18 protein-coding genes are annotated in these 22,721 nt (G+C 75.9%); 7 read left to right on the top strand and 11 right to left on the bottom strand.

The features are described 5' to 3' along the window. The first annotated feature begins 264 nt into the window (after positions 1-264). From ACFVVA_RS08755 to ACFVVA_RS08745, 3 genes are read left to right on the top strand one after another with little or no spacing between them, the layout of a single operon-like run. Positions 265-426 carry a hypothetical protein gene (locus ACFVVA_RS08755; RefSeq protein ID WP_359900935.1) on the top strand — a complete coding sequence of 54 codons (162 nt, stop codon included), beginning with the start codon at positions 265-267 and terminating at the stop codon, positions 424-426. Then, positions 423-2,660: a heavy metal translocating P-type ATPase gene (locus tag ACFVVA_RS08750; RefSeq protein ID WP_387687155.1), complete on the top strand. Its 2,238-nt coding sequence runs from the start codon at positions 423-425 to the stop codon at positions 2,658-2,660. The genes ACFVVA_RS08755 and ACFVVA_RS08750 overlap by 4 nt, the downstream gene beginning before the upstream one ends. A gap of 50 nt (positions 2,661-2,710) precedes the next feature. Continuing rightward, positions 2,711-3,223 carry a copper chaperone PCu(A)C gene (locus ACFVVA_RS08745; protein ID WP_387687153.1) on the top strand — a complete coding sequence of 171 codons (513 nt, stop codon included), beginning with the start codon at positions 2,711-2,713 and terminating at the stop codon, positions 3,221-3,223. A gap of 103 nt (positions 3,224-3,326) precedes the next feature. Here ACFVVA_RS08745 and ACFVVA_RS08740 read toward each other — a convergent pair whose 3' ends face one another. From ACFVVA_RS08740 to ACFVVA_RS08730, 3 genes are all read right to left on the bottom strand, one after another. After that, positions 3,327-4,334, bottom strand: a complete 1,008-nt coding sequence (locus ACFVVA_RS08740; protein WP_387687151.1) for an Acg family FMN-binding oxidoreductase — start codon at positions 4,332-4,334, stop codon at positions 3,327-3,329. Between the two features lie 237 nt (positions 4,335-4,571). Next, a complete protein-coding gene (locus ACFVVA_RS08735; RefSeq protein WP_387687148.1) occupies positions 4,572-5,423 on the bottom strand; it encodes a universal stress protein in 852 nt (283 codons plus the stop codon). A gap of 288 nt (positions 5,424-5,711) precedes the next feature. Continuing rightward, positions 5,712-6,923 (bottom strand): RNA-guided endonuclease InsQ/TnpB family protein, encoded by a 1,212-nt coding sequence (locus ACFVVA_RS08730; RefSeq protein WP_387687145.1) that lies wholly within the window; start codon positions 6,921-6,923, stop codon positions 5,712-5,714. Between the two features lie 308 nt (positions 6,924-7,231). On the opposite strand from ACFVVA_RS08730, the gene ACFVVA_RS08725 reads away from it, so the two are divergent. Beyond that, on the top strand, positions 7,232-8,929 hold the full coding sequence (locus ACFVVA_RS08725; RefSeq protein WP_387687399.1) for a GAF domain-containing protein: 1,698 nt from the start codon (positions 7,232-7,234) through the stop codon (positions 8,927-8,929). Between the two features lie 62 nt (positions 8,930-8,991). Here ACFVVA_RS08725 and ACFVVA_RS08720 read toward each other — a convergent pair whose 3' ends face one another. Continuing rightward, on the bottom strand, positions 8,992-9,849 hold the full coding sequence (locus ACFVVA_RS08720; protein ID WP_387687143.1) for an alpha/beta fold hydrolase: 858 nt from the start codon (positions 9,847-9,849) through the stop codon (positions 8,992-8,994). 38 nt (positions 9,850-9,887) lie between these two features. On the opposite strand from ACFVVA_RS08720, the gene ACFVVA_RS08715 reads away from it, so the two are divergent. Both ACFVVA_RS08715 and ACFVVA_RS08710 read left to right on the top strand, forming a co-directional pair. Then, the gene (locus ACFVVA_RS08715) at positions 9,888-11,036 is read left to right on the top strand and encodes a saccharopine dehydrogenase (protein WP_387687141.1); all 1,149 of its coding nucleotides are present in this window, start codon (positions 9,888-9,890) and stop codon (positions 11,034-11,036) included. Next, complete coding sequence (locus ACFVVA_RS08710; RefSeq protein ID WP_387687139.1) at positions 11,033-11,614, top strand: TetR/AcrR family transcriptional regulator; 582 nt, start codon at positions 11,033-11,035, stop codon at positions 11,612-11,614. Before ACFVVA_RS08715 ends, ACFVVA_RS08710 begins: the two co-directional genes overlap by 4 nt. Before the next feature lie 21 nt (positions 11,615-11,635). Here the strand turns inward: ACFVVA_RS08710 and ACFVVA_RS08705 are convergent, their stop codons facing one another. From ACFVVA_RS08705 to ctaD, 4 genes are all read right to left on the bottom strand, one after another. Further along, on the bottom strand, positions 11,636-12,145 hold the full coding sequence (locus ACFVVA_RS08705) for a pyridoxamine 5'-phosphate oxidase family protein (RefSeq protein WP_387687137.1): 510 nt from the start codon (positions 12,143-12,145) through the stop codon (positions 11,636-11,638). A 193-nt stretch (positions 12,146-12,338) separates the two neighbouring features. Then, on the bottom strand, positions 12,339-13,058 hold the full coding sequence (locus ACFVVA_RS08700) for a response regulator (protein ID WP_387687134.1): 720 nt from the start codon (positions 13,056-13,058) through the stop codon (positions 12,339-12,341). Positions 13,059-13,276: 218 nt separating this feature from the next. Then, positions 13,277-13,810 (bottom strand): hypothetical protein, encoded by a 534-nt coding sequence (locus ACFVVA_RS08695; RefSeq protein ID WP_387687131.1) that lies wholly within the window; start codon positions 13,808-13,810, stop codon positions 13,277-13,279. A 115-nt stretch (positions 13,811-13,925) separates the two neighbouring features. Continuing rightward, complete coding sequence (gene ctaD / locus ACFVVA_RS08690; protein WP_387687129.1) at positions 13,926-15,761, bottom strand: cytochrome c oxidase subunit I; 1,836 nt, start codon at positions 15,759-15,761, stop codon at positions 13,926-13,928. A 679-nt stretch (positions 15,762-16,440) separates the two neighbouring features. Between ctaD and ACFVVA_RS08685 the strand changes: the two genes are divergently transcribed. Then, a complete protein-coding gene (locus tag ACFVVA_RS08685) occupies positions 16,441-18,351 on the top strand; it encodes a BTAD domain-containing putative transcriptional regulator (RefSeq protein ID WP_387687127.1) in 1,911 nt (636 codons plus the stop codon). 16 nt (positions 18,352-18,367) lie between these two features. Here ACFVVA_RS08685 and lanKC read toward each other — a convergent pair whose 3' ends face one another. The 3 genes from lanKC to ACFVVA_RS08670 form a co-directional block, all read right to left on the bottom strand. Then, the gene (gene lanKC, locus ACFVVA_RS08680) at positions 18,368-20,926 is read right to left on the bottom strand and encodes a class III lanthionine synthetase LanKC (protein WP_387687124.1); all 2,559 of its coding nucleotides are present in this window, start codon (positions 20,924-20,926) and stop codon (positions 18,368-18,370) included. Positions 20,927-20,966: 40 nt separating this feature from the next. Beyond that, positions 20,967-22,187 carry an MFS transporter gene (locus ACFVVA_RS08675; protein WP_387687121.1) on the bottom strand — a complete coding sequence of 407 codons (1,221 nt, stop codon included), beginning with the start codon at positions 22,185-22,187 and terminating at the stop codon, positions 20,967-20,969. A gap of 146 nt (positions 22,188-22,333) precedes the next feature. Continuing rightward, complete coding sequence (locus tag ACFVVA_RS08670; protein ID WP_380636940.1) at positions 22,334-22,510, bottom strand: hypothetical protein; 177 nt, start codon at positions 22,508-22,510, stop codon at positions 22,334-22,336. Between the last annotated feature and the right edge of the window lie 211 nt (positions 22,511-22,721).

Genomic DNA, 22,721 nt, shown 5'->3' with positions numbered 1-22,721 from the left:
TACCGGCACGGGCACGGGCACACCGAGCGCGGGCCGGGACGGGCGCCTCCCGGGATCAGAATCGGCACCGGTGTCACTTGATGGTTTTCGAAAAGGAAGTAACCGGGGCCAGGCGCATCGGGAGGCGCCGTCCCGGACGCTACCCGGTCGGGCCGCGGCTCGTCATCCGATTATTCGCGCCTCTGTTTCGGACCGTACGGGAACCGTTCCGCGGTCGTGTCCGACTGCTGGGAGGTGAGTGCGAAGTCGCCGGGTGTCCGGCCGTTGAGTGTGCTGGCGGGGTTCCTCCTGCTGCTGGTGGTGGTGTTCGTGGTGGCCTACGGGGTGGGCCGGCAGGTGGGGCCGGTGGCGCCCGGGCTGCGGCCGAGCGGCGGGGGCGGGGCGTCGCCCGGAATGGGCGGGCACGACATGGGCGGGATGCGGTGAGCGCCGTCGCCGAGCCCGTGGTCGCCACCGATCTGGCGGTCGGCGGGATGACCTGCGCCGCCTGCGTGGGCCGGGTGGAGAAGCGGCTGGCCCGGATCGACGGGGTGACGGCCGGGGTGAACCTGGCGACCGGGCGGGCCCGGGTGCTGCACCCGGCCGGGATCCCGGTCGCGGAACTGGTGGCGGCGGTCGAACGGGCGGGCTACACCGCCGAGCCGCTGCCCGCGGGGGCTCCGGTCGGGATGGCGGCCGAGGAGCCGGACGAGCGGTGGCGGCTGCTGGTCACCGCCCTGCTGGCCGTCCCGGTGCTGGTGCTGTCGATGGTGCCGTCGGCGCAGTTCACCGCCTGGCAGTGGGTCTGCTTCGCGCTCGCCGTCCCGGTGGTGACCTGGGGGTCGGCCGGTTTCCACGGCCGGGCGCTGCGGGGGCTGCGGCACGCGGCGGCGACCATGGACACCCTGGTCAGTCTGGGTGTGGTGGCCTCCTTCGGCTGGTCGGCGTACGCGCTGTTCCTCGGCGGGGCCGGCGATCCGGACATGCGGATGCCGTTCTCGCTGACCGCCGACGGCGGCGGCACCGCGCACGTGTACCTGGAGGCGGCGGTCGGCGTACCGCTGTTCGTGCTGGCCGGGCGACTGCTGGAGGGCCGGGTGCGCCGGCGCAGCGGGTCCGCGCTGCGGGCGCTGGCCGAGCTGGGCGCCAAGCAGGTGTGCCTGCGCGGGGCGGACGGCGAGGAGCGCCTGGTGCCGATCGAACTGCTGCTGCCCGGGCAGGAGTTCGTGGTGCGGCCGGGCGAGCGGGTGGCCACCGACGGGGTGGTGGTCGAAGGGGGTTCGGCGCTCGACCTGAGCCTGCTGACCGGGGAGAGCGTGCCGGTCGAGGTCGGCCCGGGCGCCGTGGTGGCGGGTGCGACGGTCAACGTGGGCGGCGCCCTGGTGGTCCGGGCCACGGCCGTCGGCGCGGACACCCAACTGGCCCGGATCACCGCGCTGGTGGCGCAGGCCCAGGCCGGCAAGGCGCGGGCGCAGCGGCTGGCGGACGCGGTGGCCGGGGTGTTCGTGCCCTGCGTGCTGGCGATCGCGGCGAGCGTGCTGGGCTTCTGGCTGGGCGCGGGCGCGGCCCCGCAGGCGGCGGTGACGGCGGCGGTCGCGGTGCTCGTGGTGGCCTGCCCGTGCGCGCTCGGGCTGGCCACGCCGACGGCGCTGCTGGCGGCGACCGGGCGGGGCGCGGAACTGGGCGTGCTGGTGCGCGGCCCGGAGGTGCTGGAGAGCCTGCGCCGGGTGGACACCGTGGTGATGGACAAGACCGGGACACTGACCACCGGACGGATGGAGCTGGCGGCCGTCACCACCGCCGACGGCCTCGCCCAGGACGAGGCCCTGCGGCTGGCCGGCGCGGTCGAGCACCGCTCCGAGCACCCGATCGGCCGGGCCGTCGCGGCGGCGGCCCGGGAGCGCTGCGGGCCGCCGGCGGCCGTGGACGGCTTCGCGGCCACCACCGGGCTCGGGGTGTCCGGGACGGTCGAGGGCCGGGCCGTGCGGGTGGTGCGGCCGGACGACTCCGTCCTGCCGCCGGCCCTGGCCGAGGCGGCCGCGCAGGCTGCGGAGGAGGGCCGTACGGCCGTCGCGGTCGAGCTGGACGGGCGGCCGGCGGCCGTCCTGGTGGTCGGCGACACCCTGCGATCGGGCAGCTGGCGGGCGCTCCACCGGCTGCGCGGGCTGGGCCTGGAGACCGTCCTGCTGACCGGGGACGGCCCGGGCGCCGCGCGGGCGGTGGCGGCAGAGCTGGGCATCGAGCGGGTGCACGCCTCGGCCTCCCCCGAGCGCAAGGCCGAGGTGGTGGCCGAACTGCGCGCCGCCGGACGGACGGTGGCGGTGGTCGGCGACGGCGTCAACGACGCGGTGGCCCTGGCCTCGGCGGACCTCGGGGTGGCGCTGGCCTCCGGCAGCGACGCCGCGATCGGCGCGGCCGGGCTGACCCTGGTGCGCGGCGACATCGAGGCGGTGGTGGACGCCGTACGGCTGGCGCGGCAGACCCTGGCGACCATCCGGGCCAACCTGCTCTGGGCCTTCGGCTACAACCTGGTGCTGATCCCGCTGGCGGCGGTCGGGCTGCTCAACCCGATGCTGGCGGCGGTCGCGATGTCGCTCAGCTCGCTGCTCGTGGTGGGCAACAGCCTGCGGCTGCGCACCTGGGAGCCGGGGCGGGGACAGCGCCGGGGAGGACGGCGGTGAGGGGCGCGAAGAACAGAACGGGTGCGAAGGGCGTGACAGGTATGACAGGTGTGACAGGTGCGAGGGGGAGGACGGCGGCGAGGGCCGCCGGGCGTCTCGCGGTGGCCGGCCCGCCGGTCGGCGCGGCGGCCCTGGCCCTGGTCCTGCTCACCGGGTGGACGGCGGTCGGCGGGGCCGGCCGCGCCCTCCCGGTGACGGCCGAACCGGGCTGGGTGCTGCTGCCCGCGGCGGGTGCGGCCTCCGCCACGGCGGCCTTCTTCACGGTCCGCAATCCGGGCGATGTTCCCGACGAACTGACCGGCGCCTCCTGGGAGTTCGGCGGCCGGATCACGTTGAAGCGGCACCTGCACCAGGGCGCGGCGGGCCGCTGGGAGCCGGCCTCGGCGCTGCCGGTGCCGGGCCGCGGCGAACTGCGGATGACCCCGGAGGACGCGGACCTGATGATCGCCGAGCCGCCGCCGCTGCGGGCCGGCCAGTGGGTGGAGTTCACCCTCACCTTCCGGCACAGTCCGTCGCTGCGGCTCGCCGCCCAGGTGCTGCCCGCGGCCGAACGGCCGCGCTGACCGTCCCCGAAGGCCCCTGGGCCTCGAAGCCCGACGGCTTCGAGCCCCAGGGGCCGGGGGAGACACTCCGGGAAGGACGCTCGGCTCAGGCAGGACGCTCGGCTCAGGCGGGACGCTCCCCGAGCGTCTCCTCCACCGTCCGCCGCGGGGTCGCCGCCCCGGGCGGACCGTAGCCGGCCCGCAGCACCAGCTGGACGTGGCCCGGCCCGGCGGCCGGGTCGCGCAGCGCCCAGCGAATGTCCGGCCACTCGATCGCCTGGTGCCAAATGGTGAGCCGGACGCCGTGCACCGTGGCCAGCAGCCAGACCCGCTCCAGCGCCTGCCCGGTGCGCAGCCAGTCCAGCGGGCCGTCGCCGGGGGTGGTGAGGGTGCACAGCTGGGGCAGCGCCTCGAACCGCCGGGAGGGCTGCGCGGGCGCCTCCGGCGGGCGGCCGGCGAACTCGCGCATCGGCACCCGGGCGTCGTGGTCCTGCGGGCCGAGCGCGGCCTGCGGGATGCCGTCCTCGGCGGTGCCGTCGTCGGACCGCAGCCAGGAGCGGGACTCGGCGACGCGGGCCGGGTCGGCGGCGATGCGGCGCTCGGCCTCGGCGGTCAGCGCCTGCACCCGCCGTACGCCGTCCTCCTCCAGTGCGGCGAGTGCGACGCCCTCCTCGCGGGCGGCGGCCATCAGCTCGCCGATCACCGCCTCGGGGACGTCGCGCTGGGTGAAGGGCTCGCGGCTGGAGTGCCGGGCGGCGATCGCGGGGTAGAGGTCGCGGCCGAAGGGCGCCTCCTCGACGGCCGGCCGGGAGAGGTCGAGCACGGCGAGCAGGCCGGGCTCGGCGGCCTCCGGCAGCAGCCGGACCTGCGGTTCCCGGTCCAGCCGGCCGGCCGCCACCCGCAGGTTGAACACGGCCGCGCCGACCGCGATGTGCACCGCGGCGCCGACCGGGTCGGCCAGCGGTACGGAACGCCCGGTGTCGGCGTGCACGGCGAGCCCGCGCCCGTCCGGGGTCGGCGCGAAGCGCCAGGGCTGGCTGTTGTGCAGCGAGGGCGCCGCGCCGCCGGCCGCCGCGAGCAGGCGCAGGTCGGCCGTACTGAGCATCTGGGTGAGAGCCGGGTCGAGCGTCATGGCGATCCACTCCTTCAACCGCGAGGCTTCGGCTTCAACCGCGGGGTTCGGCTGCACGGGGCCCGCGGGTCCCGCTGCTTTCGAGCGTGCGCGCCCCGACCGGTCCGGGGACAGGGCCCTTGGGCCCGTCCTCGCGGCCGCCGGGCCGGGGCCTCCCGCTCGGGAGGCCCGGGCGGGAGGCGGTCGGGCCCGTCCGGTGGATCGGGACGGGGGCGGATCCACCGGACGGGCCGTCCATCACCCGTGCGGGACGACCGCGACGGGGGCCTCGGCGTGGTGCAGGACGGCGTGCGCGACCCGGCCGAGCCGGGGCCCGAACTCGACCGGGCGGCGGCCCCGGCCGACCACGACCAGCGCGGCGCCGGCGGAGACCTCGACCAGGGCGCGGGCGGCGCCGATCTGCACGTCCTCGACCACCTCCACCTCCGGGTGCTGCTCGCGCGGACCGGCCAGGGCGAGCGAGAGCAGCTTGGCCTCCAGCGCCTCCAGCTGGGCGAGCTCGGCCGCCGGGACGGCGCCGCCCGCGTAGCCGAACACCGGCGGCAGCTCCCAGCCGTGCACCGCCCGGACCCGGGCGCCGCGCAGGGCCGCCTCGCGGAAGGCGAAGTCGAGCACCTCGGTCTCGGGGGTGTGGGCGTCGACGCCGACCACCACCTCGCCCGCGCCGGCCTCGCCCTCCTCGCGCACCACGACCAGCGGCACGGTGCTGCGCCCGGCCACCGACATGCTGACCGAGCCCAGCAGCAGGCCGGTGAAGCCGCCGCGGCCGCGCGAGCCGAGCACCAGCAGCTCCGCCTCCGCGGCGGCGGCCAGCAGGCCGTCCACCGGTGCGTCCAGGACGGCGTCGGTCTCCACGGCCAGGTCGGGGTGCAGGCCGCGGATGTCCTCGGCGGCCCCGGCGAGGGTGCGGCGGACGGCCTCAGGCAGGTCGTCCTCCTCGGCGAAGGAGGACACGCCGTCGGTCAGCCACGGCCAGGCGTGCACCAGGCGCAGCGAGGCGCCCCGGCGCACCGCCTCGGCGGCGGCCCAGTGGGCGGCCGCGGCGCTCTGCGGCGATCCGTCGACCCCGGCCAGCACGGTTGACGTCATGACTGTTCCTCCACACTGTCGACAGGTCGTCGACGCTCGGCGGTTCGGTGCGGGCCGCGGTGCGCTCTGACGCCCCGTCCGCTCCTCCCCCACCCTGGCAGCTACGCGCGGCCCGGCGGCAGAGGCCGCAGGACCCTGCGCGGCGGGACGAAAGGCCCGCCCGACGGAGCCTACGGCCGACCCCGCCGTCCCCACCACCGACACCGGGGCACTACCTTGACCGCTCCCCTCCCTGGTGACGGAGCCGTCGTCGGGCAGGGGATTCCTGACTCGTGCCGCGCGGCTGTCCTACGGACCGCCGCGTCCTACGCATTCAACGCCAGCCGGGTCCAGACCTGCCCGGTTCAGCATCACGCGGGCGGAGTTCTTGTCCCTCGCACAAGAGAAACCGCACGCCGTACAAGTGAAGGTGCGTAGGGACAGCGGCAAGCGGTGCTTGGCTCTCGCCCCGCAGTACCCGCAGTCCATCGTGGTGTACGCCGGGTTGACCAGGTACACCGTCCGGCCGTGCTTCCGGGCCATCTCGACCAACGCCGCCTTGGCGCTACCGATCGCGGCGTCGGCCGCCTTGCTCGCCATGGTCGTCTCGGCCAGGAACCGCGGTCGGAAATCCTCCACCGCAATCCGGTCGTGATCCCGAACGACGTTCTTCGCCCACTTCCGGCCGGTGTCCTGACGCTGCCGAGCGACCTTCTTGTGCGCCTTGGCACGCAGACGCACGGCTTCGCGGTAACCCTTCGATCCGGGCTGGCCCTTCTTCGGCCTGCGCCTGGCCATCATCCGGTCGTAGCGGGACATCGTCTTCTGCGCCCGCTTGCCGTGCTCGGCGTGGGGGAGGTCATGAGCTTCGCTCGTGGTCGTGGCCGTGACCGTCACACCCCAGTCGATGCCGATCGCCGATCCTACCGGGGGAAGCCTCTCGACACTGGCGGGGACGACGAAACTCGCGTACCAGTGCCCGAGCGCGTCCTGGTAGACACGCACCGACGACGGATCGGCAGGAAGCTCTCGGGACCACACCACCGCCAGCACAATGCCGCCGGCGAGGTGCAATCGCCCCTCCCTGATCCGGAAACCCCGACGGGTGTAGTTCAAGGATGGACGGCTGTCCTTGAGCTTCTTGTGCTTCGGCATTCCCGCCCGCCGCCGCGCGGGTACCCGCTCGCGCAGGTCCTTCTGCGCCTTTGTCCGGGACTTCCCGAAGTCCCGGACAGTCTGCTGCTGCGGAACACTGGCTCCCGCACGCAGCCACGGGTTGACGGCACGGGCCCCGGTCAGCATCCGGTCCAATTGCGCCGGGCCGCAGGTCAACCGTCCGCCCTCCGGACGGTCACGGTTACGGTCGTGGACCTGCTTGGATTTCGCGACGCACTCGTTCCACACCCACCGGCATCTGCCCCACTCGGCGTGGAGGTGAGCCAGCGCACCGGACGACACGCGCAGCCGGTAGGTGAAACGGGCGAGTCCCGCGCTCTCCATGGCTTCCTGCCCCGTCGTCATCACCTCACCGTGGCTCCGTTCCGTCCTGTCATCAACGGAAGCCTTGCACACGCCACTGACACCGCAGCCCCTCCGGAGCGGTCACCGAACCCCTCCCCGGCCCGGAGCGGGACAGAGCGGGCGGTCTATCGTGTCATCCGGACAATCCCGCTGGTCGGACGGCACCCGAGTCGGGTCGGGCGGTGGGGGCGGCCGTCCGCGGGGCGGACGGGGCGCGTCCGGACGGTGGACGGGCCGGTCAGGGCAGCACGACGAGGAGGACAGCGGTGGGCGGAGCGGACGGCAGCGCGGCGGGTGGCGGCGCGCGGATGCCACGGCTGCGCCTGGACGAGCTGCTGGAGGAGCTCCAGTGGCGGATCGACGCGGCGCGCGGCACCCAGAACCGGGTGCACAGCCTGTTGGAGGCGGTGCTGGCGGTCGGGCGGGAGCTGGACCTGGCGCAGGCGCTGCACCGGATCGTGGAGGCCGCCGCCGATCTGGTGGACGCCCGGTACGGGGCGCTCGGGGTGATCGGGCCGGACGGGCACACGCTGTCGCAGTTCCTGACGGTGGGCCTGACGGAGGAGGAGATCGCCGAGATCGGCCCGCCGCCGTCGGGACGGGGCATCCTGGGCGAGCTGATCCGCGAGCCGCGGCCGCTGCGCTGCCCGGTGCTGTCCGACCACCCGGCCTCGGTGGGCTTCCCGTCGAACCATCCGCCGATGCACACCTTCCTGGGGGTGCCGGTGCGGGTGCACGGCGAGGTGTTCGGCAACCTCTACCTGACGGACAAGCGCGGCGGGCTGGACTTCGACGAGGACGACGAGGCGGTGATCTCCACCCTGGCGGTCGCGGCCGGTGTGGCGATCGACAACGCCCGGCTGTACGAGGAGGCGCAGCTGCGTCAGCGCTGGCTGCGGGCGAGCACCGAGATCACCCGCAGTCTGCTGTCGGGGGCGCCGCGGCTGGAGGTGGTCGAGCTGATCGCCCGTCGGGCGCGGGAGATCTCGGGCGCCGAGCTGGCGGACGTCTCGGTGGCGCTGGCCGGTCCGGAGGAGCGGGCCGAGGAGTTGACGGTGGAGGTCGCGCTGGGTGGCACACCGTCGGCGCGGCTGGGGGTGACGGTGCCGGTGGACGGCACGCTGTCGGGCGCCGCGTACGCCTCCGGCTCGCCGGCCACCAGTGACGAGCTGGCCTGCGACACCCGTTTCCCGGCCGGTCCGGCGGGCCGCTTCGACGGGCTGGGCGCGGCGGTGGCGGTGCCGCTGGGTACGGGTGCCGGGTACGGGCGGGGCGTGCTGCTGCTGGCCCGGGCGCAGGGTCAGCCGGCGTTCGGGCCGGAGGAGACGGGCCCGCTGCTGGGCTTCGCCGACCAGGCGGCGCTGGCCCTGGAGCTGGCCGAACGGCGGCGTGACGCCGAGCAGTTGAACCTGCTGGAGGACCGCGACCGGATCGCCCGGGACCTGCACGACCTGGCGATCCAGCGGCTGTTCGCGACCGGGATGACGCTGCAGAGCGCGGGCCGGCTGATCGAGAGCCGGGCCGCGGCGGACCGGGTGGCCCGGGCGGTGGCCGACCTGGACGAGACCATCAAGATCATTCGCTCGACCATCTTCGGTCTGCGCGCCCACAGCGAGCCCGACCGCGGCCTGCGCGCCCGCGCCACCCGGGTGGTCACCGACGCCCAGGGCACGCTCGGCTTCCCGCCCCGGCTGAGCATGGAGGGCCTGCTGGACACCGACGTGCCGCAGGAGCTGGCCGGGCACGTGGTCGCGGTCCTCGCCGAGGCGCTCAGCAACGCCGCCCGGCACGCCAAGGCATCCCGGGTCGAGGTGACTCTGCGCGCCCTGGCCGGGCGGGTGGCGCTGAGCGTGACGGACGACGGCGTCGGCGTGCCCGAGGGCGGGCGGCGCAGCGGGCTGCGCAACCTGGCCGAGCGCGCCGACCGGGCCGGCGGCTCCTTCACCGTCGACCCGGCCGAGGGCGGCGGCACCCGGCTGGTCTGGGAGGCCCCGATCGGGTCCTGAGGCCCTCCCGCCTCCCGCCACCTCCCGCCTCCCGTCAGCCGTCAGCCGTCAGCCGTCAGCCGTCAGCCGCGCAGGGTAGGCAGGGCAGGCAGGGTGCGCAGGAAGCCGAGGAGGTGGCTGTTGAACTCCTCCGGCCGTTCCATGTTGGGGTAGTGCCCGGTGCCCTCGACGATCACCGCGCGGCCTTCGACGACGGTGCGCACGACCCGTTCGGCCAGGTTGATGTGGTCCACGGAGTCGATGCCGCCGTTGATCGCCAGCAGCGGGACGGTGATCCCGGTGAGCCGCTTCCAGGTGTCGGTCACCGGCACCAGGTACTGGGGCTCGTCGGGGGTGTGCTTGGCGACGGTGCTCCGGGTCATCTCCTTGAGCCGGCGCACCACCTCCGGGTCGACCTCGTCCAGGCGGCGGTGCGGCCCGGACGCGAGGCTGGTGAAGGAGTCGAGCCAGGCCTCGGCGTCGCCCTCGGCGAGCGCGGCGGTCTGGTGGGCGGCGAGTTCGCCGAGCCACGGGTCGGTGAACTCGGATTCGCTGGTGCCGTTGCCGCTGATCACCAGTGCGCGGACCAGCTCGGGGTGTTCGAGGGCGAGGTCGAGGGCGATCGTCCCGCCCATGGAGAGCCCGATCACGGTCACCGGGCCCAGGCCGAGGTGGCGCAGCAGGTCCGCCAGGTCGTCGGCGGGGCGGAAGGGCCGGCCGGCGTTGTCGGAGGCGCCGTGGCCGCGGGTGTCCGGGGCGATCACCCGGTATTCGGGCAGCAGGGCGGGGAGTTGGTCGGCCCAGCTCCGGCGGTCCAGCAGGCCGCCGTGCAGCAGCACCAGGGGTTCGCCCGTACCGGCGTCGAGGTAGGCGAGGCGGCCGTGGCCGCTGTCGAAGGAACGCAGGTCAAAGGTCTGTTCGGAGGAATCGGAGTACGTCATGACGAAAATTTTAGGTCGGCTGACCTATATTTGTCTCCATGAGCCCCACATCCGTCACAGATCTCTCCGCACACCCCACCTTCCCCTCGGACCGCCTCAGCCACAACCCCGACGGCCCCGTCCTGCTGGTCGGCGGCTACGGCACCGTCGGCGCCGAACTCGCCCGACTCGCCTCCCCCACCTGGCCGTTGCTGCTCACCGGCCGTTCCGAGCAGCGCGGCGCCGCCCTCGCCGCCGAACTGGACGACACCACCGTCCGCCGCTGGGACCTCGCCGACCCCGAGCCGTTCACCGCCGCCGTCCGGGCCGTGGTCGGGGTGGTCAACGACCCGGACGACCGGGTGCTGCGGGCCGCCGTCCGCGCGGGCGTCCCGTACGTGGACGTCACCCGCTGGACCGCCCGGCTCCAGCGTGCGGCCACGCTCGCCGCCCTGCTGCGCCCGACCGCCCCGGTGCTGCTCTCCTCGGCCTGGATGGGCGGGGTGACCAGCCTGGTCGCCGCCGCCCTGGCGGACCGGCTGGGCGGGGCCGAGCGGATCGAGACCGCCATCCGCTGGGACCTCGCGGACCGGGCCGGCGCCGACTCGGTGGAGTTCATGGACCGCCTGGGACTCGACTACGAGGTGATCCAGGACGGCCGACGCCGCTCCGTCGCCCCGCTCAGCCGCCCGCGGACCGTCCGCATCGGCGACACCCCGACCCTGGTCGCCGGGATCGACACCCCCGAGCAGTTCACCCTCCCGCTCACGCTGGGCACCACCACCGCCGCCACCCGGATCGGCTTCAGCTCCCGCTCCTCCACCACCGCCCTGCTCGCGGCCCGGCACGCCGGCTTCTTCCGCTGGGGCCGCGGCGACCGCTGGGAGCCGGCCCGCCGCGCCCTGCTCCACTCCCCCGGCGAGGGCGGCACCGCCCTGCTGCGCACCGACGTCGCCTCCGGCGGACGCGCCCTCACCGCCACCGTCGAGGACCGGGGCGGCCAGGCCCGGCTCACCGCCGTCGGCGCCCTGCTGGCGCTGCGCCGGGCGCTCGGCACGGACGGCGCCCCGCCGCCCGCCGGGGTGGCCTTCCCCGAGCAGACCCCGCGCCCCGGGCAGGTCCTGGAGGACCTGGCGGCCCTGGGCGTCACCGTCACCGTCACGGCCACCGCGGCCGACCAGCGGCGCGGCACGGCGGCGGCGGCATGAGCAGCGTCCGGGGCCTGAGCGGCAAGGGCGCCCAGCGGCGGGAGGAACTGCTGGACACCGCGGAGGAGTTGCTCGTCACCGCGGGCGGCACCGAACTGTCCATGCGGGCGGTGGCCGCCGCCGCGGGCGTCCGCCTCGGCCACCTCCAGCACTACTTCCCGACCCACGCCGAGCTGGTGGCCGCCGTGCTGGAGCGCGTCCTCGCCCGCTCGGTGGAACGGCTCGCGCCGCTGCTCGACCCGGGCCGCGACGAGGACGCCCTGCTCCGCGAACTGCTCGCCGAGCAGCAGGACGTGCGCCTGGTCCGCCTGTTCGCCGAGCTGTGGGCGCTGGCCGCCCGCGACCCCTCGGTGGCCGCCACCGTCCGGGCCTTCTACGACCGCTACCGGGAGCTGGTCGCCTGCTTCCTCGCCGAACGCCAACCGGCCCTGACCGAGGAGGAACGGCACGCCCGCGCCCAGGTGTTCGTCATGCTGATCGAGGGCGCCTCGCTCTTCCGCTCCGGCCTGGCCGGCACCGCGGACGCCGCGGCGGACGCCGAACTCCTGCGCACCGCCCTGGCGTTGCTGGGGCCGTGAGGACGCCTCGGGGCCGCCGGCTCAGGCCAGGCACCGGCCGATGACCAGTTCCGGGCGGATGCGGATGCGGACCGTGCCGCCCGGATCGGCCGCCCTGATCGCCGGGCGGACCTGCGCGCGGCCGAGGACGGTGACGAACCAGCCGGAGCCGTCCCGGCCGTCCACCTCGTCGGCCTCGAAGGCGATCACCGCGCCGTCCACCGCCCGGGCCAGTTCGGAGCCGGCCGGTGCCGAGAGCAGCACACCGCCGGGGGCCAGCCGGAACGGCACCGGCAGGACGGCCGGGAGGGCGTCGACCGTGTAGACCACCCGGCCGACCTCGGCCCGGGCCAGCAGCTCCAGCGACCGCTTCCGGTCGAGTTCGCGCAGTTCCGGCAGGTCGGGCCGGTCCTGCGGAACAGGGCGGCCGGACGGACCGGGCCGATCGAACGGAGCGGGGCCGTCGTACGCGACGGCCGGAGCGGGCGGGGCGTACGGGACGGGCGGGTCGTACGGAACGGGCCGGGGGGACGGGACGTGGTCGCGGTTCATGCGAGCGATGCTCGCCCGGGCCCGGGCCGGGCCGCGAGGGCCGATGGTCCCGGCCGGGCCCGGCGAGAGCCCCGCCCGGCGGGCCGTCGGCCCCGGGTCCCAGGCCCGGGGGCGAAGGGCCGTTCGGCCCCGAACGGCACCGAATCGCACCGAACGGCCGCAACCGGTGCCGAACGGCCGCGAACGGCCGGGCTCAGCCCCGGCCGGTGCGCAGCACGGAGGGCTGCGCGGCCGCGGAGGCCTGGCGCAGCTCGGTGGCGATCAGGGCGGCCTGCACCCGCCGCTCGACGCCGAGCTTGGCGAGCAGCCGCGACACATGGTTCTTGACGGTCTTCTCGGCGAGGTAGAGCCGCTCGCCGATCTGCCGGTTGGTCAGGCCCTCGCCGATGAGTTCGAGGACCTCCTGCTCGCGCGCGGTCAGGCCCGGTCCGGTGGTGACCGGCTGGGCGGGCTCGGCGTCGCTGCGCAGGCGGTTCAGGAGGCGGGTCGCGGCGCCGGGGTCGAGCATCGAGCGGCCGGAGGCGACGGTGCGGACGGCGGCGACCAGGTCGGTCCCGCTGATCTGCTTGAGCACGTACCCGGCGGCGCCCGCCATCACGGCGTCCAGCAGCGCCTCCTCGTCGTCGAAGGAGGTCAGCATCAGGCAGGCCAGCCCGGGCATCCGCGAGCGCAGCTCACGGCAGACCGAGACACCGTCACCGTCGCCCAGCCGGACGTCCAGCACGGCCACGTCGGGCCGCAGCGCGGGCACCCGGACGAGCGCCTGCTCGGCCGTCGCCGCCTCCCCGACCACTTCCAGGTCCGGCTCGCAGTCCAGCAGGTCGTGCACCCCGCGGCGCACCACCTCGTGGTCGTCCAGCAGGAACACCCGGACCGGTGCCGGGGCCCCGGTACCCTCCGTCTTGGTCGCCATCACGCGGCTCCACCTTCGTCGCACCCCCGCACACTCCCAGCGGGGCCCAGGGCATCATCCCCCGGACCCGGCCGCGGGCCCAGGGCCCAACGGCCCCATTCCGGCCGGGCCACACGGCCCGGGCCGGGCCGGGGCCGGTCCTGCGGTTCTCTTCAGGTCTCATCAGGTCTCTTCAGGGTCCGCCGGGCCGCTCGGGAGGCGCGCCGGCCCAAGCGTCCTCAGCGCCCCTGCCGCCGTACGTTCCCGAGCCCCATCAGCAGGAAGGCGAGCGCGATGCCCGCGCCGCTGACCGCCGCGAGCACCACCCGGGGCACGACCTCGCCGCCGCCGGACACCAGGATGGCGACCGCCCCGAGCGAGGCGACGGCCGCGCCGACCACCAGCCACCCGGCCAGGGCCAGAGCCGGCGGCCGGTGGGAGCGCGGGGCGGGCCCGGCGTCCAGGGCGGCCCAGCGGGCCGCAGTCTCCTTCACCTCCCGGCGGCGGTCCCACAGGGCCCGCAGCCGCAGCGCCGTGCCGCCGACCAGTCCGGCGAGCGCGATCTGTGCGGCGGGCCGCCAGTCCGGCACGACGAGCAGCAGCCCGCCCGCGAGCGCGAGCCCGGCCCACCACAGCACGCAGGCCGCGGCGGCCGTACGGGTGGAGCGGGGCCGGTCGGCGCCGGCCTGGAGGTCGGCGATGGCGGGCAGGTACCAGACACAGCCGCTCGCGGTGAGGGCGGCGGTGCCGATGGCGAGAACGGTGTGGTTCACGACCCGGCCTTCCTGGTCACGAAGGGGAGGGGAGAAGGGGAGAAGGGGAGAAGGGGGCCGTCCCCGCCCGCCCGGGGGCAGCGACGCGGGCGGGGACGGCGTTCGAGGGGCGGGCTCAGCCGCCCGAGGAGGGTGACTCGGTGGACGCGGCGGCCTCGGAGGGCGGGGCCTTGACCGCGACGGCGGCGGCCGCCCGGTCCGCCCGGCTCAGCGGCCGGTCGTACTTCGTCGGCTCCACGTCGCCCAGGTGCGTGGCGGGCTTGCCGCTGTGCGCCAGGACGTCCATGGCCGCGATGTCCGGGTGGTGGAGGTCGAAGGCCGGGGATTCGGAGCGGATCCGCGGCAGCTTGACGAAGTTGTGCCGCGGCGGCGGGCAGGAGGTGGCCCACTCCAGCGAGCGGCCCCAGCCCCACGGGTCGTCCTCGGTGACCTTCTCGCCGTACTTGGCGGTCTTCCAGACGTTGTAGAGGAACGGCAGGATCGACAGGCCGAGCAGGAACGAACCGATGGTGGAGAAGGTGTTCAGGGTGGTGAAGCCGTCCGAGGCCAGGTAGTCCGCGTACCGGCGCGGCATGCCCTCGGCACCCAGCCAGTGCTGGACCAGGAAGGTCGCGTGGAAGCCGACCGTCAGGGTCCAGAAGGTGATCCGGCCGAGCCGCTCGTCGAGCTTCTTGCCGGTCATCTTCGGCCACCAGAAGTGGAAGCCGGCGAACATCGCGTAGACCACGGTGCCGAACAGCGTGTAGTGGAAGTGGGCGACCACGAAGTACGAGTCGGAGACGTGGAAGTCGATCGGCGGGGCCGCGAGCAGCACGCCGGTCAGGCCGCCGAACAGGAAGGTGACCAGGAAGCCGACCGTCCAGAGCATCGGTGTCTCGAAGCTCAGCGAGCCCCGCCACATGGTGCCGACCCAGTTGAAGAACTTCACCCCGGTCGGGACGGCGATCAGGAAGGTCATGAAGGAGAAGAACGGCAGCAGCACCTGCCCTGTGACGTACATGTGGTGCGCCCACACCGTCACCGACAGGCCCGCGATGGCCACCGTCGCGGCGATCAGGCCGGAGTAGCCGAACATCGGCTTTCGGCTGAACACCGGGATGACCTCGGAGACGATCCCGAAGAACGGCAGCGCCAGGATGTACACCTCGGGATGCCCGAAGAACCAGAACAGGTGTTGCCAGAGCATCGCCCCGCCGTTGGCCGGGTCGAAGACGTGGGAGCCGAACTTGCGGTCGCACTCCAGCGCCAGCAGCGCGGCGGCCAGCACCGGGAAGACCAGCAGCACCAGCACCGAGGTGAGCAGCACGTTCCAGCAGAAGATGGACATCCGGAACATGGTCATGCCCGGAGCGCGCATGCAGATGATGGTGGTGATGAAGTTGACGGCGCCGAAGATGCTGCCGAAGCCGGACAGCGTCACGCCCATGATCCACATGTCGGCGCCGACGCCGGGCGAGTGGATCGCGTCGGACAGCGGCGCGTAGAGGAACCAGCCGAAGTCGGCGGCGCCCCCCGGGGTCGCGAAGCCGGCCGCGGCGATCAGCGAGCCGAACATGAACAGCCAGTAGGACAGCATGTTCAGGCGTGGGAAGGCGACGTCCGGCGCGCCGATCTGGAGCGGCATGATCCAGTTGGCGAAGCCGGTGAACAGCGGCATGGCGAACAGCAGCAGCATCACCGAGCCGTGCATGGTGAAGGCCTGGTTGAACTGCTCGTTGGAGAGGATCTGCGTTCCGGGCCGGGCGAGTTCGGCGCGCATGACCAGGGCGAGGATGCCGCCGATCAGGAAGAACGCGAACGACGACACCAGGTACATGGTGCCGATCGTCTTGTGGTCGGTGGTGGTCAGCAGTCTGACCAGGGCCGAACCGGGCCTCCTGGCCCTGGCCGTCCCTGCGGGGAGGGCCGTTGGCGGTGAGGTGGGGTCGCCCTGTGCCTGGGTGGCGCTCAAGGACGCACTCCTTCGGAACGTCGTGCGAATGGATGGCGCTCCATGATCCGAACAGGTGCCCTCCGCACCCCAGGGCCCTTCGGCCCGCCCGCCCGGGGCCGCTGGGCCCGAGTTCCCGGGCCCCGACCGGGACCTCCCGACTGCGTACCCGGGACCTCCCGACCGGCCGGCCAACACCTCCCGGCCGCCCGCCCGGCACGTCCTGACCGGCCGTCGGGCGGCCACGTGCCCGGATCGCCGCCCGCTCGGGCCGCGCTCACCGCGGCGCGGAGCCCCGGTCGAGAACCGCCGGAACGCGCCCTTCCCCACGGTCCCGTACGCCCGCCCGGCGGCGCCCCGCGGGCCGCCCGTCGACCCGGCCCGACCGGTCCCCGCCACCCCGGCCGACCTGCCGGAACGGCGACCGCGCAGCCGTACGGACCCCGCCGTCGACCCCCCGCCGCGGGGCCCCGGTCATGGGCCCGGGGGGAGCCGAGCCGACCGCTTCCGCGGCCTTCAGTGCCGATCGGCCGTCAAGTAGCCTGCGCCCACACCGCACCGCCGCACCCGCACCCGCACCACGGCCGCCCCGCCGCCGGCAGCCCCACGACCTGCCACCTGCCACCTGCCACACCGTTGCCGCGAACGCCCAGGCCCACGCCCGCACCCACGCGCACGCCCACGCCCCGGAGGTACGCCGATGCCCCTGGCCCAGCCCGCCACCCCCGCCCGGCTGCGCTTCGCCGTTCTCGGCCCGCTCACCGGGGAGGCCGACGGCCGCCCGCTGGCCCTCGGGCCGCTGAAGCAGCGGCTGGTGCTGGCCGTCCTGCTGAGCCGCGCCAACACCGCCGTCCCGGTCGACCTGCTCACCGACGCGGTGTGGCCCGAGGAGCCGCCGCGCACCGCCCGCAAGAACCTCCAGGTCTACATCTGCACCCTGCGCACCCTGCTCGGCCGCGGGGACGGGCCCGACCGGCTGGTGCACTCGGCCGCCGGCTACCTGCTGCGGGTCGCCGAGCCCGAGTTGGACCTGCTGCGGTTCCGCGCCCTGGCCCGGGCCGGCCGGGCCGCCGCCGACGGCGGAGCCCTCGCCCCCGCCGCCCGGCTGCTGCGCCAGGCCCTCGACCTCTGGCAGGGCCCGCCGCTCGCCGATCTGCGCCGCTCGCCGGCCGTCGAGGCGGAGGCGGGCCGGCTGGAGGCCCGTTGCCTGGGTGTCCACGAGGACTGGGCGGAGACCGAGTTGGAGCTCGGCAACCCCGGGGCCGTCGCCGAGGACCTCGCCGAGCTCGCCGAGCGCCACCCGCTGCGCGAGCGCCTCCAGGCGGCCCGGATGAACGCCCTGCACCTGTCCGGCCGCCAGGCCGAGGCGCTCGCCGTCTACGACACCCACCGCCAGCTGCTCGCCCGGGAGTTGGGGCTGGAGCCGAGCCCCGCGCTGACCGCCCGCTACCGGGAGCTGCTCGCCCGCGGCCGCTCCCTTCCCACCGCCGCCCGCCCGGAGCGCGGCGCCGGGCCGAACGGCGCCGCGCTGCTGCCCGCCGACACCGCCGACTTCACTGGGCGAACCGACGAACTGTGCTGTCTCGTCGACGAGTTGGGCGAGGGCGGCGGGCGCGTCGCGGTGCTCTCCGGCCCGGCCGGCTGCGGCAAGACCGCGCTCGCCGTGCACGCCGGCCACCTGCTCGCCGACCGCTTCCCGGACGGCCGGGTGCTGGTCCGGCTGCGCACCGAGGACGGCACCGCCCGCCCGCTGCCCGAGGTGCTCGCCGAACTCGCCGTCCTCACCGGCCGCCCGGGCGCCGCACCCGCCGCACCCGTCGGAGCCGTTCGGCTCGCCCCCGCCCAAGGCCCCGACCACTCCTCCGACCACGCCCCCGGCCCCGGCGACACGGCCCGGGCCGCCGCCCTCTGGCGCGCCTCGCTCGCCGGGCGCCGGCTGCTGCTGATCCTGGACGACGCCCCGGGCGAGGCCGTGGTCCGCGAGCTGCTGCCGGGCTTCGGTCCGAGCGCCGTGCTGGTCACCTCCCGCAGCCAGCTGGCCGGCCTCGCCTCGGTGCGCCGCGTCGCCGTCCCGCCGCTCGCCCCCACCGAGGCCCTGGACCTGCTCGGCCGGATCGTCGGCACCGGCCGGACCGGCGCCGACCGCGCCGCGGCCGCCCGGATCGTGGCCGCCTGCGGGCTGCTGCCGCTCGCCGTCCGGGTCGCGGGCACCCGGCTGGCCGTGCTGCGCCACCTCCCGCTCGCCGAGTACGCGGCCCGGCTGGAGGACCCGGCGGGCGCCCTGGACGAACTGGTCGCCGGGGACGTCACCGTCCGCGCCCGGCTGGACTCCGGCTGGCACGACCTCACCGACCGGGGACGGCTCGCCCTGGCCCGGCTCGCCGCCCTGCCGCTCGCCCTGCTCTTCACCCTCCCCGAGGCCGCCGCCGCCCTCGGCCGGCCCGAGCGGCTCGCCCTGCGCACCCTGGAGGCGCTCACCGACACCGGGGCGGTGACCTCCCCCACCGGTGAGGTCACCGCCCACGCCGCCCTGTACGCCCTGCCGCGGCTCACCCATCTGCACGCCCGCGAACGCGCGGTGGAGGCCGTTCGGGCACCGGTGCCGACGTGACGGCCGCGCGGTTCGCTCACCCCAGGGTCAGCAGGTCCAGCACGTCCGCCCGCGGCTCCCCGGGCCTCTCCTCCAGCCCGCTCAGCGCCAGCAGCACCCCCGCCGCGCCCGTGTGCAGATCGGCCGAGAAGCGCCTCAGCCGCATCCCCGGCACCAGCAGCCCCTCCGGCCGGGCCACCAGGTGCCACTGGAGCTTGCGCACCTGCCCGAGCACGGCCTCCCGCGCGGGCGCCCCGCCCAGCCGGTCCAGCGCCAGCGTCAGCCCGACCCGCCCGCGGAACAGGCCCGGCTCCCGAATGAACCCGGGCGCGCAGACCTTGCGCACGTCCGCCAGGAAGGCCTCCCCGCCCGGCAGCTCCGCGTGCTCCAGGAACTCCCGTACCACCAGCGCGATCCCGCTGCTGCCCCGGTCCAGGTAGGCCAGCCGGCGCCCGGCCTCCAGCACCTGCACCGACCCGTCGGGCACCCGGACGCACCCGGCCACGGCCCGTTCCAGCGCGGTCCGCCCGGAGTCGAGCAGCCACCGCTCGCCGGTCCGCCGGTAGAGCCGCAGCTGGAGCAGCGCGATCCCCGCCAGCCCGTACAGCAGCCCGGCGGCCGCCGGCTCGTCCAGCCCGGGCACCGGCTCGCCGCGCAGCACCGCGGCCAACTCCCGTGCGTCGTCCAGCGCGTGGGCCAGTTCCCGGGGGCGGTCCAGCGCCTGCGCCAGTCGCAGCCGGGCGAGCGCCGCGCCGGCCCGGCCGCCGAACAGGCCCGCCTCCCGGGCCGGGCGGGCGGTGCGGACGCGCCCGAGCAGCTCCTCCGCCTCCTCCGTCCGGCCGATCCGGGCCAGCACCAGCGCGATGCCGAGCGGCCCGTCGTACAGTCCGCCGGTGCCGGGGCGGTCGGCCCGCCGGCGCACCGCGGCGACCAGCCAGTCCGCGTACTCCTGCGGCCGGTCGGCCCCGGCGCGGTGCAGCGCGTACAGCACCCCCGCCGCGCCGTGCGACACGCCCGTGCCGCCGTCGGCGAACCCGGCCACGTCCCCGGGGAAGAGCCGGTCCGGCCGGTCCGGGGTGGCGCCCGCGTGCAGGCCCGCGACCAGCTCCCGGCGCACCGGGTCCAGCGAGGGCCCGGCCAGCAGCTCCCGCCCGCGCCGCTCGCTCGCCGACTCCACCAGGGCCACCGCTCCAGGGCGCACCGGCCCCTCCTCCGTCCCGAGTCCGAACCACGCGCGCGCCCGCCGCTCCAGCGCCGGGAGCTTGCCCGGGTCGAGGTCGGCCAGTTCCAGCACCGGCATCAGCAGCATCAGCCAGGTGGCCCAGAGCAGCCAGCGGTCGGCCTCGGCGCCGGTCAGTCCGGGCGGGACGTGCTGTCCGGCCGCGCCGGCCACCGGCACCCGCCGGTCGTCCAGCGCGGCCGCGTACTCGAAGTCCACCAGCACCACCGACCCGTCCGGCCGGAGCACCACGTTGGCCGGGTGGAGGTCCCCGAACCGCACGCCCCGCCCGTGCAGGGCGGCGAGCGCCTGCTCCAGCCCCGCCACCACCCGGCCCACCCACCGCGCGTACCGGGCGCGCTGCTCCGGCGTGCAGTCCTGGTGCACCAGCGGATAGCGCCGGATCGCCTCGGTGAACAGCTGGACGCCCTCGACGTGCTCCTGCACCAGGAAGGTGTGCTCCCACACCGTGCGCACCTCGTGCAGCCGCGGCACGCACGCCAGCCCGGCCAGCCGCTCCAGCGCCCACTGCTCGCGCCGCAGCCGGGTCAGGGCGTCCGCCCCGGCGCCGTCCAGCCCGGTGTGCGGGCGGGCCTCGCGCAGCACCACCCGCTCCCCCGTGCCGTGCCGCTCGGCGAGGTAGATCCCGCCGGCGTTGGAGAACCGGAGCACCTCGACGATCCGGTACGGCAGGTACCCGCGGGCCGCCGCCCGGGCGGCCAGGTGCGGGCGCAGCGCGGCCGGCGGCTCGACCCACCCGGGCAGCCGGAAGGCCGGCTCGCGAGGGTCGGGGACGAGCGCGCCGGAGGGGTCGCGCAAGGCCGGGACGACCCGCCCGGCCGCGTCCTGGCACCACAGTTCGACGAAGGCCCCGTAGCGCGCGAACACCGGGGCGTCGCCGATCCGCAGGTCGGTGAGCACGTACGGCCCGGGGAAGCCGTCCAGCGCCCTCGCCAGCTCCTCGGCCAGGGTGAGGAACTCGCCCTCCGTGGCCGGGTAGACGGTGATGAACTTGCCGCTGCTGCCGCGCCCCGCGAACTTGCCGTTCGTCACCGCCAGCGCCGCCGGGCCGCGCAGGAACTTGAACGCGACCCGGCGGTCGAGGCAGATCCGGGCGACGGCCTCCAGCGTCCGCTCGGCGCTCTCCCGCACCGCCGACACGTGCAGCTTCCAGCCCTGCTCCGGCAGCCGGGCGTCGGCCGACCGGACCTCGGGCCGCAGCACCGTCCACAGTCCGCGCTGCTCCCGCCGCCAGCCCGCGGGCGGCTCGCCGAGGCCCGGCGGGTAGCGGTCCGCCCCGTCCCGCAGCCGTCCGGGGGTGTCGTAGTACATCGGATCGGCGAGGCAGTACAGCTGGGTCTCGTGGGCGCCGGCCATGGGGTCTCCTGTTCCGAAGTCCTGCGGGAGCGGGCGGTGTTCAGAGGGCCGGGCGCGGCTGCGGTCCGCGCCGGACCGGCGGCGCCCAGGTGACCGCGGCCGCGCAGAGCGCGATGGCGAGGGCCAGCAGGGCGAAGGTCCGGGTGCCGCCGAGCGAGCCGAGCAGGGTGCCGGCGGCCAGCGGGCCGAACGGCTGGACCAGGGTGGACAGGAAGCCGGCCGCGCTCTGCACCCGGCCGATCCGGTCGGGCGGCGCCGCGATCAGCATGCCGGAGACGAAGCCGATGCTGGCGACGGTGGACAGGCACATGCAGGCCGCGCAGAGCAGTCCGATCAGCAGCGGCATCCGGGTGAGCACCAGGACCCCGGCGGTGAGCGCGCAGGCCCAGCAGGCGAGCGCGACCAGGCTGCCGTCCCGGACCCGGGTGCCGAGCCGGGGAGCCAGCAGCGCGCCGGCCAGGGCGCCGGCCGCGGTGCAGGAGACGACCGTGCCGCCGCCGACGCCGGAGCGGCCGCCGTCGGAGGCGACGGCCAGGGTGGCGAACATCAGTGCGCTGAACGCGAAGTTCATCCCGAGGCCGAAGATCAGCAGCAGGGTGCGCAGATAGGGCCGGTGCCAGATGAAGGCCAGTCCGGCGGTCAGCTCGGCCCGGCCGAGCACCGGTCCGTTCCTCGCGGCGGGCAGCGAGCGGGTCCGCATCAGCGCCACGCAGACGGTGGACAGCAGCAGTCCGAGGCCCTCGGCGAGGAACGGCAGCACCGGGTGCCAGGCGAACAGCGCCCCGCCGCCGAGCGGTCCGATCAGCCGGGCGGCCGCGCCGCGCGCCTGCATCCGGGAGGAGGCCTCGCGGGCCTGCCCGGCGGGCACCACCGCGCGCAGCAGCCCGCCCGCGGCGGGCCCGTAGACGCCGGTGATCAGCGCCCCGGCGGCGGCGACCAGCAGGACCAGCGGCAGCGGGGTGTGCCCGCGCAGCACGGCGACGACCAGGGCGCCGACCGCGAGCAGGCCGAGGACGTCGCAGATCCGCATCAGCCGGCGCCGCTCGATCCGGTCGGCTAGCACCCCGCCGGGCAGCATGGTGAGCAGCAGCGCGCCGACCGAGACGGTGCCGACGGCGCCCGCCCGGGCGGCCGATCCGGTCTCCCGCAGGACCAGCAGCGGCAGGGCGATCGAGGCGAGTTGGGAGCCGAGCGAGGCCAGCAGGCCGCCGGCCCAGAGCAGCCGGAAGTCCCGGTTGCGGGCGAGCGGGGTGGGCTCCATGGCCGTCCTCCGTGGTCGGGCGGGGGCGTGCGGATCGGGCCGGTGCGGTCCCGTCCCGGCGGGACCGCCCCGGAGGCCTTCGGCGGCCGGCGGCCGGGGGCGGCGGTGCGTCCGCCCCCGTGCCCGGCCCGGCGCGCGGACTCCGGTCAGGCGGAGGTCTCGGCGCCGGCGACGTAGCTGATCAGGCTGAAGCAGTTGCCGTCGGAGGCCTCGCTCAGGACCTTCATCGACTGGAGGTCCAGGATGTTGGCCACGTGTGCCTCGACCTCCGGGCCCTCCTCGCCGCTCTCGCCGACGTTCTGCTGCTCCATGTTCTCGGCCATGGTCGAACTCCCTTCCGCGTGGGGGGTGGTGACGGCGACGGCGGGCGGCCGCCCGCCGTCGCCCACCATGCTGGGCGGGACCGGCTGCGCCCGGCTTCGGGGCCGGTCGGGATCCGGTATGTCCGCAGGTCGGCGCGGCCCGGCGCGGCCGCGCGGGCCGCACCGGGCCCGGCCGGCCGGCCCCCGCACCCCGCCCGGCCTGCGGCCATAC

Origin of the sequence: Kitasatospora sp. NPDC058048 (assembly GCF_042885555.1) — a bacterium.
GTDB lineage: Bacteria > Actinomycetota > Actinomycetes > Streptomycetales > Streptomycetaceae > Kitasatospora > Kitasatospora lactacystinica.
The sequence above is the reverse complement of the archived record's forward strand: the minus strand, read 5'-3'. Positions and strand labels throughout refer to the sequence as shown.

Coding starts and splice junctions, on each gene's coding strand:
- ACFVVA_RS08720 (WP_387687143.1), bottom strand. CDS start 9,849: ATGACGTACTCCGATTCCTCCGAACAGACCTTTGACCTGCGTTCCTTC.
- ACFVVA_RS08675 (WP_387687121.1), bottom strand. CDS start 22,187: ATGGAGCCCACCCCGCTCGCCCGCAACCGGGACTTCCGGCTGCTCTGG.
- ACFVVA_RS08685 (WP_387687127.1), top strand. CDS start 16,441: ATGCCCCTGGCCCAGCCCGCCACCCCCGCCCGGCTGCGCTTCGCCGTT.
- ACFVVA_RS08700 (WP_387687134.1), bottom strand. CDS start 13,058: ATGGCGACCAAGACGGAGGGTACCGGGGCCCCGGCACCGGTCCGGGTG.
- ACFVVA_RS08725 (WP_387687399.1), top strand. CDS start 7,232: ATGCCACGGCTGCGCCTGGACGAGCTGCTGGAGGAGCTCCAGTGGCGG.
- ACFVVA_RS08710 (WP_387687139.1), top strand. CDS start 11,033: ATGAGCAGCGTCCGGGGCCTGAGCGGCAAGGGCGCCCAGCGGCGGGAG.
- ACFVVA_RS08670 (WP_380636940.1), bottom strand. CDS start 22,510: ATGGCCGAGAACATGGAGCAGCAGAACGTCGGCGAGAGCGGCGAGGAG.
- ACFVVA_RS08705 (WP_387687137.1), bottom strand. CDS start 12,145: ATGAACCGCGACCACGTCCCGTCCCCCCGGCCCGTTCCGTACGACCCG.
- lanKC (WP_387687124.1), bottom strand. CDS start 20,926: ATGGCCGGCGCCCACGAGACCCAGCTGTACTGCCTCGCCGATCCGATG.
- ACFVVA_RS08735 (WP_387687148.1), bottom strand. CDS start 5,423: ATGACGTCAACCGTGCTGGCCGGGGTCGACGGATCGCCGCAGAGCGCC.
- ACFVVA_RS08715 (WP_387687141.1), top strand. CDS start 9,888: ATGAGCCCCACATCCGTCACAGATCTCTCCGCACACCCCACCTTCCCC.
- ACFVVA_RS08740 (WP_387687151.1), bottom strand. CDS start 4,334: ATGACGCTCGACCCGGCTCTCACCCAGATGCTCAGTACGGCCGACCTG.
- ACFVVA_RS08730 (WP_387687145.1), bottom strand. CDS start 6,923: ATGACGACGGGGCAGGAAGCCATGGAGAGCGCGGGACTCGCCCGTTTC.